Raw genomic sequence first — 14,101 nt, 5'->3', positions numbered from 1 at the left:
CTAATCCTCCAGCTTACTGACGTCGCGCACCGCGCCCTTATCGGCACTGGTGGCGAGCATGGCATAGGCTTTCAGCGCCAGCGACACGCTGCGCTCACGATTAACCGGCTTCCAGGCCTGCTTGCCACGGGCCTGCATGGCTTGGCGACGAGTCTCGAGCACCTCGTCGCTCACCGCCAGGGTGATAGAGCGTGCAGGGATATCGATCTCGATACGATCGCCGGTTTCCACCAATGCGATAGTGCCTCCGGCCGCGGCCTCAGGCGATACATGGCCGATGGACAAACCTGAGGTACCACCTGAGAAGCGCCCATCGGTGATCAGGGCACAAGAGGTGCCCAGCCCTTTAGATTTCAGGTAACTGGTGGGATAGAGCATCTCCTGCATGCCGGGACCGCCTTTAGGGCCTTCGTAACGGATCACTACCACATCACCGGCAACCACCTCGCCACCTAAGATCCCAGCCACGGCGTCGTCCTGGCTCTCATACACGCGGGCATGGCCGACGAAGGTATGGTTAGCCTCATCGACCCCGGCAGTCTTCACGATACAGCCATCGGCCGCGATGTTGCCGGACAGTACCGCCAGGCCGCCCTCCTGGCTGAAGGCAAATTCACGGGTGCGGATACAGCCCTCCTGGCGATCCACATCCAGGCTCGGCCAGCGACAGCTCTGGCTGAAGGCCTTAGTTGTGGGGATGCCGGCAGGGCCGGCGGCATAAAACTGCTGTACCGCCTCATCCTGGGTCTGGACCAGGTCATACTGGGCCAGCACCGCCTTGAGGTTCTCGCCGGCCACATGGCTGACATCCGTATGCAGCAGGCCTGCTCTGTCCAGCTCACCTAAGATGCCCATCACGCCACCGGCGCGGTGCACATCTTCCATATGATATTTAGGGGTCGACGGCGCCACCTTACACAGATGTGGCACCTGGCGGGACAGGCGGTCGATATCGGCCATGGTGAAGTCCACCTTGGCCTCTTGGGCCGCGGCCAAAAGGTGTAACACGGTATTGGACGAGCCGCCCATGGCGATATCCAGTGCCATGGCATTCTCGAACGCCTTGAAGCTGGCGATATTGCGTGGCAGCACCGACTCGTCATCATCGCGGTAGTAACGGTTGGCCAGCGCCATCACCCGGCGACCGGCCTCTAAGAAGAGTTCGCGGCGATCGCTGTGGGTCGCCAGCAGCGAGCCATTGCCCGGCAGCGACAAGCCTAAGGCCTCGGTCAGGCAGTTCATCGAGTTGGCGGTAAACATACCTGAGCAGGAACCACAGGTCGGGCAGGCACTACGCTCTATCTTCTCGCTGTCTTCGTCCGAGACGCGATCATCGGCCGCGGCCACCATGGCATCCACCAGATCCAGTTTTATCAGCTTGTCCGACAGCTTAGTCTTACCCGCCTCCATGGGGCCGCCTGAGACAAACACCACGGGGATGTTGAGTCTGAGCGCCGCCATCAGCATGCCTGGGGTGATCTTGTCGCAGTTGGAGATACACACCAGGGCGTCGGCGCAGTGGGCATTGACCATATACTCGACGCTGTCGGCGATCAGCTCACGCGATGGCAGAGAGTAGAGCATACCGCCGTGGCCCATGGCGATGCCGTCATCCACGGCGATAGTATTGAATTCTTTGGCGATACCGCCCGCCTCTTCGATGGCACCAGCCACCAGCGAGCCCATGTCCTTGAGGTGCACGTGCCCCGGCACAAACTGGGTAAAGGAGTTGGCAATGGCGACAATCGGCTTACCAAAATCACTGTCTTTTACCCCGGTCGCCCGCCAGAGGGCACGGGCTCCGGCCATGTTGCGCCCTTGAGTACTGGTAGCTGAACGTAGTTTTGCCATGACACTTTCCTTCTGTTGCGTTGGCGGCCTGGCCACCTGAGCTAAATTGGAGCCTCGACGGCAAATCCACCGCCGAGGTTTTAATCTTATCTTAATTGCTGTGGTTTGCGCCTTAAAGCGGCTCTAACCAACCCCACTTATCCCGAGTCTCACCATTAAACAGGCCAAAGAAGCTCGCCTGCAAGGCCTGGGTCACTGGGCCGCGGCCACCGGCGCCCACCTCGATGCGATCGACGCTGCGCACCGGCACTATCTCGGCGGCGGTTCCCGTCATAAAGATCTCGTCTGCCAGGTAGAGAAACTCGCGCGACATAGGCTCTTCGACCACCTCATACCCCAGGTCTCTCGCCAGAGTAATGATGGTGTCTCGGGTGATCCCCAGCAAGATGGCGGCCGTGGCTGGCGGGGTATAGAGCTTGTTCTTCTTCACCACAAACAGGTTGGCACCGGCGCCTTCGCTCACCAGGCCGTTGACGTCCAGGGCGATCCCCTCATCGAAGCCGTTACGCTTGGCCTCGGTAGAGATCTGTAACGAGGAGAGATAGTTACCGCCCGCCTTGGCACCGGTAGGAATGGTATTCGGCGCCAGACGGTTCCAGGAGGTCACGGCCACATCGACGCCGCGCTCCATGCTGCCCTCACCCAGGTAGGCACCCCAAGAGAAGGCGGCCACCATGAGATCGCACTTCGCATCCTTAGGCGGAGTGATCCCCATGCCTACGTCGCCAAAAAACACCAGGGGACGAATGTAGGCGGCGTCTAGCTTGTTGCTCTTTACTATGTCGCGGCAGGCCTGCATGGTCTCATCGAAACGATAGGGCACTGGCATGCGATAGATCTTGGCCGAGTCATACAGGCGCTGCACGTGGTCGGTTAGGCGAAATCCCGCCGGTCCCTGTGGCGTGTCGTAGACGCGGATCCCCTCGAACACCGAGGTGCCGTAATGCAAGGCGTGCGACATCACGTGTACCTTGGCATCCCCCCAAGGCATGATCTCTCCATTAAACCAAATCAACTCTGCTGTTTTTGCGGCCATCTTCTCTCACCTGTCTGTTTCGCGTCTTAGGCGCTTGCGTGTTGGGGGTATCTTGTCGCGGCGGGCTTGGCCGAAAGGACCTCGCACTCGGTGACATCGATCAGTTTGTTCAGCTGATGGCTCAGAAGCTCGAGCGCGCGCTCGCTCTCCACCACCATGCCGAGCCGGGTGGTACCATTGTCACCCAGGTGCATAGCCATCTCGGTGACCTTAAATCCACGGTGACGAGTGACTCGCAGGACACGTTCTACCACCTCGGGTTGCTGGGCTAGGGTTAAGGCTAGGTTATAGATCATGTCTGCTTCTCCATCTCATCCATCATGTCGCGGTTACTGGCGCCGGGCGGCACCAAAGGCCAAACGTTGTGGGCTTCGTCGATTCTTACGTGCAGTAAGAAGGGCCCCTTTGCATCGAGCATCTCATCGAGCGCCGACTCCACCTCACCCGCCTGGGTAATGGTGCGTCCCGGGATATCGAAGGCCGAGGCCATGGTGACAAAGTCCGGGTTGTCGGAAAGGTCTGTCTCGCTGAAACGCTCTTCGAAAAATAGCTGTTGCCACTGCTTCACCATCCCCAGTTTCTGGTTATCGATCAGCAGGATCTTGAGCGGGATTTGACGTCGCTTGATGGTGGTCAGCTCCTGCACATTCATCATGAAAGAACCATCGCCTGAGACGGCCACCACACAGGCGTCGGGTCTGGCGACCTTGGCGCCGATCGCCGCCGGCAGACCAAACCCCATGGTACCCAGACCTGCGCTTGAAAGGTGATCTTCCGGGCGTCTGAACCACATATGCTGGGCGACCCACATCTGATGCTGGCCGACGTCGCAGGCCACCACGCTATCCTCGGGCAATTTAGCCGCCAGACGGTTGAGCAGCTTAGGCGCGAAGATCAGCTCGCCGGGTCTGTCGTAGCTCCAGGCATGCTGGGCTTTCAATCTGGCCACCTCGGCCAGCCAAGGCGCTATATCCAGCGGCTGCGCCAACGCTGGCAAGATCTCACGCAGATCCCCTGCGATGGCCACATCCGGGCGTCTAAGCTTACCCAGCTCGGCAATATCGATATCCAGGTGCACCACCTTGGCATGCTCGGCAAAGCTAGCCAGACGACCGGTGACCCTGTCGTCGAAACGGGCGCCGACCACCAGCAGCAGATCGCACTCCTGCACCGCCAGGTTGGCCGCCTTACCACCGTGCATGCCCAACATGCCCAGATAACCTGGGTGGTCATGGGCTATACTGCCGAGTCCCTTGAGGGTCGCGACCGAGGGCATGCCGCTCTGTTTGATGAAGTCGCGCAGCTGCTCGACCGCGCCCGCCATGCCGACACCACCGCCCACGTAGAGCATGGGGCGCTGGGCCTGGGCGATCAAATTCTTAGCAGACTCGATCAGGCTAGGGTCGACTTGGGGTTCGGGCTGTATCGCTTGGAGCGGCGCCTTGTAGTCCAGCAGGGCGATCTGGATATCTTTGGGTATGTCCACCAGCACAGGGCCGGGGCGGCCAGAGGCGGCGATTTCGAAGGCGCGGTACAGGGTAGGCACTAGCTCCTCGACATCTGTCACCATGAAGCTGTGTTTGGTGCAGGAGAGCGACATGCCCAGCACGTCGATCTCCTGAAAGGCATCGGTACCGATCACCGCAGTAGAGACCTGGCCCGTGATGGCTACCAAGGGCACGGAATCGAGAAGGGCATCGGCCAGGGCGGTCACCAGATTGGTCGCTCCTGGGCCCGAGGTCGCGAAGCAGACACCCGTCTTACCGCTGGCTCTGGCATATCCTACGGCGGCGAAGGCGGCACCCTGTTCATGACGACTGAGCAGATGTTCAACCGGCGCACCGACCAGGGCATCGTAGATGGGCATGATGGCGCCACCTGGATAACCAAATACCGTGGTCACGCCGTGCGCGGCCAATGCCTTGATGACGGCGTCTGCGCCTCTGATCTTCTGCCCTTGTTCCATCTGCCCTATCCTGCGTAATTAAGTGTTTTTCTGGGTTAAGCAAGTCATGAGTGCTAAAAACAAAAAACCCCCGGTCCTTTCGGAGCGGGGGTTCTTGTTGCAATCTTGACCTGATTAGGTGTGTCGACGCGCCATGCGATGCCCCCGCTGTGATTTAATAATCACTACGGTAATAATCTCAATAATGAGGAGGGCAGCTTGGTTAAACATGGTGTCTTTCTGTTTCCTAATCTTTGTTTGCTTAAATTCTGTATCTCGGTCGACTCAATTTAGCCGACCTTTTAATCAATACCACAAAGCCAACGAATAACACAACCAAAACCTGCGACTATCTGTAAAAAGCCTGTTCACAGGCGTCTTGGGCAGCGCTAGCAAGCCAATCAAGACCAGATATTTCCCTACTCATGTGACTCTTGGGTTTGACTCTTGGGCCGGCCCAGGTCCGACAATTCGAAACTGAGAAAACACGGCCCAACCACTACAAATCCGTAGATTAATGTATTGATAATTAAGCTTCTTCTACGATGCGCTTCATCTCGGTCATGTAACCGCGAAGCTCGGCGCCTATGTACTCAACCGCAGTGTGACGGATAGCATCGTTCACCTCGATCAGACGCAGGTTGTCGACGCCGTTGCCGCTTTCTTTCAGGCCGCCGCCCAGGTACTCGGGAGACATCTGATTCACATAATCACGCAGCAATGGTACGGCGGCGTGGTTAAACAGGTAACAGCCATATTCGGCGGTATCTGAGATCACCACGTTCATCTCGTAAAGACGCTTACGGGCGATGGTGTTGGCGATAAGCGGTGTCTCATGCAGCGACTCATAGTAGGCCGACTCTTCGACGATACCGGCTGAAACCATGGTATCGAAGGCCAGCTCCACACCCGCCTTGATCATGGCGACCAGGAAGATCCCCTTATCGAAGTAGGTCTGCTCGTCGATCGCCTCATCGCATGCTGGGGCATTCTCGAAGCCGGTCTCGTTGGTCTCGGCGCGCCATCTCAGCAAGTTGGCATCGTCGTTGGCCCAGTCTTCCATCATGGTCTTAGAGAACTCACCGCTGATGATGTCGTCCATGTGCTTCTCAAACAGTGGCTGCAGAATCGCTTTGAGCTCCTCAGCCATCTCGAATGCCTTGATCTTGGCAGGGTTTGAGAGGCGATCCATCATGTGAGTGATACCACCATGCTTAAGCGCTTCGGTAGTGGTCTCCCAACCTTGCTGGATAAGTTTGGCGGCGTAGCCTGGCTCGATACCGTCGGCCACCATCTTCTCATAGCCCAGAATGGCACCGGTTTGCAGCATGCCACACAAGATGGTCTGCTCGCCCATCAGATCCGACTTCACCTCGGCGATGAAAGAGGAGTGCAGCACGCCGGCGCGATCGCCACCGGTAGCGCTGGCATAGGCCTTGGCCACTTCCAGGCCATCGCCCTTAGGATCGTTTTCAGGGTGCACGGCGATCAGGGTAGGTACACCGAAACCACGCTTGTATTCCTCACGCACCTCCGTACCCGGGCACTTAGGTGCCACCATGATGACTGTGATGTCGGGACGCACCTGCATTCCCTCTTCCACTATGTTGAAACCGTGAGAGTAAGAGAGTACCGCGCCCTGCTTCATCAGCGGCATCACGGCGTTTACGGCATCCGTGTGTTGCTTATCTGGGGTCAGGTTAAGCACCAAATCCGCATCAGGGATCAGCTCTTCGAAGGTGCCAACACGGAAACCGTTGCCAGTGGCTTTCTGGTAGGAAGGACGCTGCTCGGCAATCGCCTGCTCGCGCAGGGCAAAGGAGATATTCAGGCCCGAATCGCGCATGTTAAGGCCCTGGTTAAGGCCTTGGGCGCCACAGCCCAAGATGACGATATTCCAGCCCTTGATAAAGTCACAGCCTTGACTAAATTCGCTGCGGTCCATAAAACGACACTGGCCAAGCTGCTCTAATTGTTGGCGTAAATTCAGAGAGTTAAAGTAATTAGCCATCAGATTCCCTACCTTTAAACGAAACCGTTGAAAATGGGCTCAACCGCCTTGGCCAAGCTGTGAATGAGATCAACTATAGCCCATGTCTTTTATTGCTTAAAATGATATATTCGAAACATCACGTTGCACTTTTTGCAATACAACAAGGGTCGGTTTCACTCTCGAATCAAGCTGAAAAAGTAAGGCGACGCCATGGATATTCGTACCATCAAACTCTATCTGCACCTGAGCAACAGTCTGCACTTTGCCCGCACCGCCCAGCAGATGCATGTCAGCCCCTCTACCCTGAGCCGCGCCATGCAGCGCCTGGAGGAAGAAGTAGGTGCCAAGCTGTTCGAGCGCGACAATCGCAGTGTGACCCTCACCAATGCCGGGGTGGAGTATCGCCACTTTGCCGAGCAGACTCTGGATAACTGGAGCAAACTGAAACACAGGCTGGATCCCAAACAGGATCTACTGCGCGGCCGCCTCAACATCTACTGTTCGGTCACCGCCGCCTATAGTCATCTGCCGGCGCTGCTGGATCGCTTTCGTAACGAACATCCCCTGGTGGAGATCGCCCTCACCACGGGAGATGCCGCCAATGCGGTAGAGATGGTGCGGCAGAACCGCGCCGACATCAGCATCGCCGCCAAGCCCGAGTCCCTGCCGGAATCCTTGCATTTCATCAAGATAGATAATGTGCCCCTGGTGATCATCGCCCCCACCTTCAAATGCGCCGTGCAGGAGCTGCTGACCGAGCCCTATATTCCCTGGGATCGCCTGCCCTTCATCCTGCCGGAACATGGCCCTGGGCGACTGAGAATCGAGAACTGGTTCAAGCAGCTGGGGCTCAGTGCCAATGTCTATGCCCAGGTCTCGGGACAGGAGGCGATCGCCTCCATGGTGGCACTGGGCTGTGGGGTGAGCATCACCCCCGAGGTGGTGATTCAAAACAGCCCGGTGAAAGACAGGATCCAGCAACTTAGCTCGCCGGTCGCCATTCCCCCCTTCGAGCTGGGCTGTTGCAGCAAGAAAAGCCGTGAAGATGAGCCGGTGATCGCCGCCTTCGTCAAAGAACTCAATGCGGTCAACTAGCAAAAAACTTGCTTAAAGCAGGCCTCTGCTATACTGATTTCATCGAAGAATTTTCAAGAGGTTAGCTATGGTGTCATGGGGACGCTTGGCCACTCGCTTATGCTGTGGCTTCGCCTTGTTATTCTCGGCCCTTCCCGCCCTGGCCACGGCCTCTGTCACCATATGCGTCGAAAACACCGAGTTTCCTCCCTTCAACTATTTCGACCGTAACCAGAGCGTGGAGCCCCGCAGCATTGGCTACGACATCGACATACTCAACCTTACCTTCGGTCAGAGCGTGCTGAGCCATAAGGTGATCGCCCTGCCCTGGAATCGTTGCCTCAAGGAGGTCAAACAGGGCACGGTCGATGCGGCCATGAGCGCGTCGCTTAACAGCGAGCGTCGCCGTGACTATCTGATCTCCGCCCCCTACTATTATCTGACCCCCAGCTACTACTACCTCAAGTCAGACTTTCCCAAGGGGGTAGAAGTGCAGCGCCTCGAAGAGCTCAACCACTACGGCAGCGTGTGCGGTATCAAGAACTTCAACTATGAAAACTTCGGCCTCAAGCCCGACTTTCACCTGTTTCAGATCCGCAGTCTGGCTCACCTGCCCGAGATGCTCACCAAGAAGCGCTGCCAGTTCTTCCTCGCCCGTAAGGAGACACTCAGCGGCACCTTGGCCATCAACAAAATGGAAGACTTCTACACCCGACTTGCCGGCATCACAGCCCCCAACGCCAAGCCAGAACCCTTCTATATGCTGATCTCTAAAAACTCGCCGCACAAAGAGACCATCAAGCAGCTGTTCGATGCCAAGGTCGACAGCCTCAACAAACAGGGCAAGTTACGTCCCCTGCTTGAGCATCACCTGCAGCTACTGAGTCAAACCTATTGAGCCAAACCTTTTGAGTCACGCCTACAGTGCCAAACCTATAGCACTAAATTTATTGCCTCGGCGATGAGATAAACCGGGCGGCCACCTACCTTGTAGCCAACTTAGCCTATACTTAATACCGACATCTCAGCCACAAGACTTTCAAGCAGTTGGCGAACCCGACGTGACCTTTACTCCAAAACTAAGTCGACACGTCCATGCCAAGGAATGACACACTCAACGCCAATGCGCCGAAAGGGGGAGACATGACCGCCTTTGCCATTTTTATCGTATTGATCGGTTTGATGGGACTGCTCGCATCACTCATTCCTACCTATCAGATCTGCCAGCTGAAACCGCCACAGACCCAAGGCTGGCACCTGCTGCTATTTATGATTGGCATGTTTATTTTCGGCTACCTGGGATTTCTGTGGATGCTACTCAATCGGGAAACCGGCCCGCTGGAAACCGTGGTGTCTCTGGTGTTTTCCGCCGGCGGCGCCTTCGTCTGGTTGGTGGTCAAGATGAGCATGAAGACCATAGTCAAGCTGCAAGACACGCTGGAAGATAAACACTATCAGGCCTATCACGATTCGTTGACCGATCTGCCCAACCGCCACATGCTGTATGAAACCATGGAGCGGCTGATCAAGGAAAACGGTTCTCCCTTCGGCTTCATCATGATGGATCTCAACGACTTCAAGATGATCAACGATAACCTGGGCCACGATGCCGGTGACAAGGTGCTGGAGATCATCGCCTACCGTATCGAGCGCATCATGCCGCCCCAGGCACTACCGGTGCGATTGGGCGGCGATGAGTTTGCGGTGCTCTTGCCCAAGAGCGAGCTTGGCCAGGCGCAGCGTCTGGCTAAGCAGATACAAAAGGCGGTGATAGAGGATATCCACTGCGAGGGCCATCTGCTCGCCGTCGGCATCAGCATAGGCATAGCCCTCTATCCCCAGGATGGCGATGACAGGAAGACCCTGATGAAGCATGCCGACATCGCCATGTATCGCAGTAAACAGAATAACAGTGACTATGAGACCTTCTCACAGGTAAGCGACATACCTGCGCCTCTGGGGCAGTTCAGCCCCTGAGATTGTCTAGCAGCTGTCACACGGCTTATTACTGCTCGACTGCCGCCACTAGGGGCGCGTCGCCTCGGCGGGGATGCGCGTCACCAGCAGCTGGTCCACCTTATAGGCATCGATATCCACCACCTCAAACTTGTAGCCACCGAAATTCACAAAATCGGTGCGCTTGGGGATCTTACGCAGCATGAACATCATGAAGCCGGCGATAGTCTCGTAGTTCTGACTCTGGGGGAAGGCCTCGATACCGAAGGCGCGCATCACATCGGTAATGGGCGTCACACCATCCACCAGCCAGGAATCTTTATCCCGGGCGATGATCTGCTCCTCGCTCTCATGGAGTGACCAGGCGCCCATCACGGCGCTCTGTAGATCATTGGTGGTGACTATGCCGACCACCAGGGCATATTCGTTCATCACCACGGCAAAATCGGCCCTGTGATTCTTAAAATATTCCATCGATTCCGACAGGCTCAGGCTGTCTGGGATGATCAGACAGTTGTGTACCAGGGTACTGTCCTTGAGGGTGATGCTCTGGCCATTGATCACCCGAATCAACAACTCTTTGGCGTCGACAACCCCCTTGATGATGTCCAGCTGACCATCGCACACCAAAAACTTGGTATGGGGATCTTCGGCGATCTTACGTTTGATCACCTCCTCATCGTCCTGCAGCAGGAAGTAGACCAGGCTCTCCCGCGCCGTCATGGCCGCCGTGACAGGTACCGTCTGCATCTCGAACACGTTCTCGATCATCTGCTGCTCATCCTTGTCCAGCACGCCCGCCTCGGCGCCGGCATCCATCACAGCATAGATGTCGTCAGAGGTCACCTGGTCGTTACGGGCCGTGGGGATCTGCAGCAGACGAAAGATGGCATTGGCCAGACCGTTGAACACCCACACCAGGGGCGTCAACAGGCGGATACAGAAGGTCATGGGCCCCACCAGCACCAGCGCCACCCGCTCGGGCATCGCCATGGCCGCTCGCTTAGGCATCAGGTCGGCGATCAGGATAAACAGGCTGGTCACTATGATGAATGACAACACGAAGCTGAGCTGGCTGAGCCAGGGATCGGCCACCCAGGACTCTAGCCCCGCCCTGATATAAGGGGTAAAGGCCGACTCACCGACGATACCGCCCATGATCGCCACCGCGTTTAGCCCTATCTGCACCACGGTAAAGAAGCTGCCGGGATGGGCCTGCAGCTGCAACACCCTTTCCGCGCGAGGATCTCCCTCGTCGGCCAGCTGACGCAGACGGATCTTACGTGCCGCCGCCAGGGCGATCTCCGACATGGAGAAAAAACAACTGGTGCCGATTAACAGCAAAATAATCAACATGTTATCTAGTAGACTCATTTTAAACCTAACCTAAAGCTCAGACAGGCCTGCAACGGCCAAGCGCTCCCCAGGGATGGGGACTAAGAGACATTAACCCTAAATGATGTATGCAGTGTGAAGACGCCGACAATTATAGTGACTTACGCCTTCATAAGACGTGATTGAGATACCACCTCAAGATGCCGAATTGGGGGAAAAGTGCCGCAATAAGAGACGGCTGAGAATATGGAGCACCTTTTATCAGAAATTGGCCAATAGGCAACTAAATTTTGTACAGAACGCCTAAAAAACGTATTCCTGCTACACTTTCTTTCAGGTTTAATAACAAAAACAAAAGGATTTGTTTATGGCCATCGCCTGCGTCACCACGCGCGCCAGCCTGGGCGTGGCAGCTCCCGAAGTCACGGTCGAAGTGCATCTCAGCAATGGCCTGCCCGCCTTCAGCCTGGTGGGACTCCCTGAAACCTCGGTCAAGGAAGCCAAGGAGCGGGTGCGCAGCGCCCTGATCAATGCCGGGTTTGAATTTCCTCAACGCAGAATAACCGTCAATCTGGCTCCTGCGGATCTGCCCAAACAGGGGGGCCGCTACGATCTCCCCATCGCCATCGGTATACTGGCCGCCTCCAAGCAGGTGCCCGATACCCATTTGGCGGATCATGAGTTCATCGGCGAGTTGGCCCTCTCCGGGCAGATAAGACCCTGCAGCGGCATCTTGCCGGTGATTATCGACGCCCGTAAACAGGACAAGACCTTAGTCCTCCCCTTGGAGAATCGAGGCGACGCCGAGCTGGTCGGTTATCGAAAGTGCTTCTTCGCCGCCCACCTGCAAGGCTTAGCCCAGTACCTGCACGGTCAGACTTCGCTGCCCGGCCTGACCCAAGATCTGCAGTGGCTGGATACTCAGGCTGACACCGACCACAAGTGCCTCAGCGATGTGATCGGCCAGTACCAGGCCAAACGCGCACTGGAGATCGCCGCCGCCGGCAATCATAACCTGTTGTTTCTCGGCCCTCCTGGGACGGGCAAGACGATGCTGGCCAGCCGGATGATGCAGCTGCTGCCGCCACTGGACTATGACGAGGCGTTAGAGGTCGCCGCCATTCACTCGGTAGCGGGGCTCAGCATTCCCATGCAGGCCTTTTATCGGCGCCCCTTTCGCAGCCCTCACCACACCAGCTCGGCCATCTCACTGGTGGGTGGTGGCAGCCATCCCAAGCCGGGCGAGATCTCCCTGGCCCATCGGGGCGTGCTCTTCCTCGACGAGGTGGCCGAGTTTCCCCGCAAGGTACTCGACTGCCTGCGAGAGCCGATGGAGACAGGCGAGGTAGTGATCTCCCGCGCCGCCGCCAAGCTCACCTTCGCCAGCCGCTTTCAGCTGATCGCCGCCATGAACCCCAGCCCCTGTGGCGACAGTGCCAACGCCAGAGCCACCCCGGATCAGATCCAGCGCTATCTCGCCAGACTCTCGGGCCCCTTCATCGATCGCTTCGATCTCACCATAGAGGTGCCCCGCCTGCCCCAAGGCACACTCACCAGCAGCAAGCAGGGGGAAACCAGCCGAGACGTTGCCCAGCGGGTGCATCAGGCCAGGGAGCGCCAGCTAAGCCGCGCCGGGGTACTCAACGCCGAGCTGAGCGGTAAACAGCTCACGCAAACCGCGGGCTTCAGCCAGCAGGATCTCGAGTTTCTCGAGCAGAGTGTCAACCAGCTCGGGCTCTCGGTGCGTAGCTATCACAGGCTGCAGAGGGTCGCCCGTACCATAGCGGATCTTGAGCAAAGCAGAGATGTCGCTCGCCACCATATCGCCCAAGCGCTTGGCTATCGCGCCATGGATCGTCTGCTCAATAGCCTGAAAACGCCTTACTGAGGCCAATTATACCCTTAATTAAAACAGGGTTATCTCGGCAAGATGAACAGGATAAGATTGAGCTAATGGGCTCAGGCGAGTAACATAGGTCTCCGAATTTTTTATGGGGGCTTTAATGGGCGCGGCGCTATCACTAATAAGAGGCAGCTTGGCATTTAGCTGTTATGTCATCAACACCCTTTTCTGGGTAATACCTATCTTATTGGTAAGTATAATAAAACTTATCCCGATCACGCCGCTACGTACCCTGTGTAGCTACCTGTTGGATCACTGCGCGACCGCCTGGATCAGCGTCAACACCTTAATCGAACGTCTGTTCCATCGGGTGGATGTTCAGGTTGAAGGCGACAGCGACCTCTCCCCCAAGGAGTGGTACATGGTGATCGCCAACCATCAATCCTGGGTCGATATCTTGGTCCTGCAGCGTATCTTCAATCATAAGATCCCTTTCCTGAAGTTCTTCCTGAAGCAGGAGCTGCTCTACGTGCCTGTGCTAGGCCTCGCCTGGTGGGCGCTAGACTTCCCCTTCATGCGCCGCTACAGCAGTGCCCAGCTACGCAAGAATCCGAAACTCAGGGGCAAAGATATCGAGATCACCCGTAAGGCCTGCGCCAAGTTTAAGACTAAGCCGGTCAGCGTGATGAACTTTGTCGAGGGCACCCGCTTCAGACCCGAAAAACACAAGAAGCAAAATTCAGAGTTTAACCATCTGCTCAAGCCGAAAGCCGGCGGCATGGCCTTCGCCCTGTCGGCGATGGGCGATCAGATCCACAAGCTAGTCGATGTCACCATCTATTATCCGGACAAGACCCCTAGCTTCTGGGACTTCATCTCGGGGCAGGTCAAACAGATCCGGGTACACATCAAGGTCAGCGATATCGCTCCCGAGATGCGCGGCGACTACCTTAACGATCGTGCCTACAAGATCAGTTTCCAGGAACAACTCAATCGCATCTGGCAAGAGAAGGATGCCATGTTAACCCAAATGGCTGAGCAATAACCGCAGAGAAGGTGTTTTAGAAA

The 14,101-nt window shown here is 56.7% G+C and carries 11 protein-coding genes; 5 read left to right on the top strand and 6 right to left on the bottom strand.

Features of this window, described 5'->3' with window-relative positions:
- The 5 genes from ilvD to ilvC form a co-directional block, all read right to left on the bottom strand.
- Entirely contained in the window at positions 1–1,851 is a 1,851-nt protein-coding gene (ilvD, locus tag K0H80_RS01455; protein ID WP_220072842.1) for a dihydroxy-acid dehydratase, read from the bottom strand.
- Between the two features lie 112 nt (positions 1,852–1,963).
- The gene (locus K0H80_RS01450; protein ID WP_220072841.1) at positions 1,964–2,887 is read right to left on the bottom strand and encodes a branched-chain amino acid transaminase; all 924 of its coding nucleotides are present in this window, start codon (positions 2,885–2,887) and stop codon (positions 1,964–1,966) included.
- A 26-nt stretch (positions 2,888–2,913) separates the two neighbouring features.
- Entirely contained in the window at positions 2,914–3,183 is a 270-nt protein-coding gene (gene ilvM / locus K0H80_RS01445; protein ID WP_220072840.1) for an acetolactate synthase 2 small subunit, read from the bottom strand.
- Positions 3,180–4,853, bottom strand: coding sequence for an acetolactate synthase 2 catalytic subunit (ilvG, locus tag K0H80_RS01440; RefSeq protein ID WP_220072839.1), 1,674 nt, complete (start codon positions 4,851–4,853; stop codon positions 3,180–3,182). The genes ilvM and ilvG overlap by 4 nt, the downstream gene beginning before the upstream one ends.
- 508 nt (positions 4,854–5,361) lie before the next feature.
- Positions 5,362–6,843: a ketol-acid reductoisomerase gene (gene ilvC / locus K0H80_RS01435; protein WP_220072838.1), complete on the bottom strand. Its 1,482-nt coding sequence runs from the start codon at positions 6,841–6,843 to the stop codon at positions 5,362–5,364.
- Positions 6,844–7,035: 192 nt separating this feature from the next.
- Here ilvC and ilvY point away from each other — a divergent pair, with 192 nt between their 5' ends.
- From ilvY to K0H80_RS01420, 3 genes are all read left to right on the top strand, one after another.
- Positions 7,036–7,920 carry an HTH-type transcriptional activator IlvY gene (gene ilvY, locus K0H80_RS01430; RefSeq protein ID WP_011864093.1) on the top strand — a complete coding sequence of 295 codons (885 nt, stop codon included), beginning with the start codon at positions 7,036–7,038 and terminating at the stop codon, positions 7,918–7,920.
- An 85-nt stretch (positions 7,921–8,005) separates the two neighbouring features.
- Positions 8,006–8,797, top strand: coding sequence for a substrate-binding periplasmic protein (locus K0H80_RS01425; protein ID WP_258406150.1), 792 nt, complete (start codon positions 8,006–8,008; stop codon positions 8,795–8,797).
- 197 nt (positions 8,798–8,994) lie between these two features.
- Positions 8,995–9,876: a diguanylate cyclase domain-containing protein gene (locus K0H80_RS01420; RefSeq protein ID WP_220072836.1), complete on the top strand. Its 882-nt coding sequence runs from the start codon at positions 8,995–8,997 to the stop codon at positions 9,874–9,876.
- 48 nt (positions 9,877–9,924) lie between these two features.
- Here the strand turns inward: K0H80_RS01420 and paeA are convergent, their stop codons facing one another.
- Entirely contained in the window at positions 9,925–11,229 is a 1,305-nt protein-coding gene (gene paeA, locus K0H80_RS01415) for a polyamine export protein PaeA (protein WP_220072835.1), read from the bottom strand.
- A gap of 328 nt (positions 11,230–11,557) precedes the next feature.
- On the opposite strand from paeA, the gene K0H80_RS01410 reads away from it, so the two are divergent.
- Both K0H80_RS01410 and yihG read left to right on the top strand, forming a co-directional pair.
- A complete protein-coding gene (locus K0H80_RS01410; RefSeq protein ID WP_220072834.1) occupies positions 11,558–13,078 on the top strand; it encodes a YifB family Mg chelatase-like AAA ATPase in 1,521 nt (506 codons plus the stop codon).
- A 115-nt stretch (positions 13,079–13,193) separates the two neighbouring features.
- A complete protein-coding gene (yihG, locus tag K0H80_RS01405) occupies positions 13,194–14,078 on the top strand; it encodes a 1-acylglycerol-3-phosphate O-acyltransferase, YihG family (RefSeq protein WP_220072833.1) in 885 nt (294 codons plus the stop codon).
- Positions 14,079–14,101 lie beyond the last annotated feature (23 nt).

Source organism: Shewanella aegiceratis (genome assembly GCF_019457495.1).
GTDB classification, from domain to species: domain Bacteria; phylum Pseudomonadota; class Gammaproteobacteria; order Enterobacterales; family Shewanellaceae; genus Shewanella; species Shewanella loihica.
This window is presented reverse-complemented; position numbering and strand designations above follow the sequence as displayed.

Bases quoted from the DNA above. Each gene is read 5' to 3' on its own strand.
- ilvD (WP_220072842.1), bottom strand. From the start codon at position 1,851: ATGGCAAAACTACGTTCAGCTACCAGTACTCAAGGGCGCAACATGGCC.
- K0H80_RS01450 (WP_220072841.1), bottom strand. From the start codon at position 2,887: ATGGCCGCAAAAACAGCAGAGTTGATTTGGTTTAATGGAGAGATCATG.
- ilvM (WP_220072840.1), bottom strand. From the start codon at position 3,183: ATGATCTATAACCTAGCCTTAACCCTAGCCCAGCAACCCGAGGTGGTA.
- ilvG (WP_220072839.1), bottom strand. From the start codon at position 4,853: ATGGAACAAGGGCAGAAGATCAGAGGCGCAGACGCCGTCATCAAGGCA.
- ilvC (WP_220072838.1), bottom strand. From the start codon at position 6,843: ATGGCTAATTACTTTAACTCTCTGAATTTACGCCAACAATTAGAGCAG.
- ilvY (WP_011864093.1), top strand. From the start codon at position 7,036: ATGGATATTCGTACCATCAAACTCTATCTGCACCTGAGCAACAGTCTG.
- K0H80_RS01420 (WP_220072836.1), top strand. From the start codon at position 8,995: ATGCCAAGGAATGACACACTCAACGCCAATGCGCCGAAAGGGGGAGAC.
- paeA (WP_220072835.1), bottom strand. From the start codon at position 11,229: ATGAGTCTACTAGATAACATGTTGATTATTTTGCTGTTAATCGGCACC.
- K0H80_RS01410 (WP_220072834.1), top strand. From the start codon at position 11,558: ATGGCCATCGCCTGCGTCACCACGCGCGCCAGCCTGGGCGTGGCAGCT.
- yihG (WP_220072833.1), top strand. From the start codon at position 13,194: ATGGGCGCGGCGCTATCACTAATAAGAGGCAGCTTGGCATTTAGCTGT.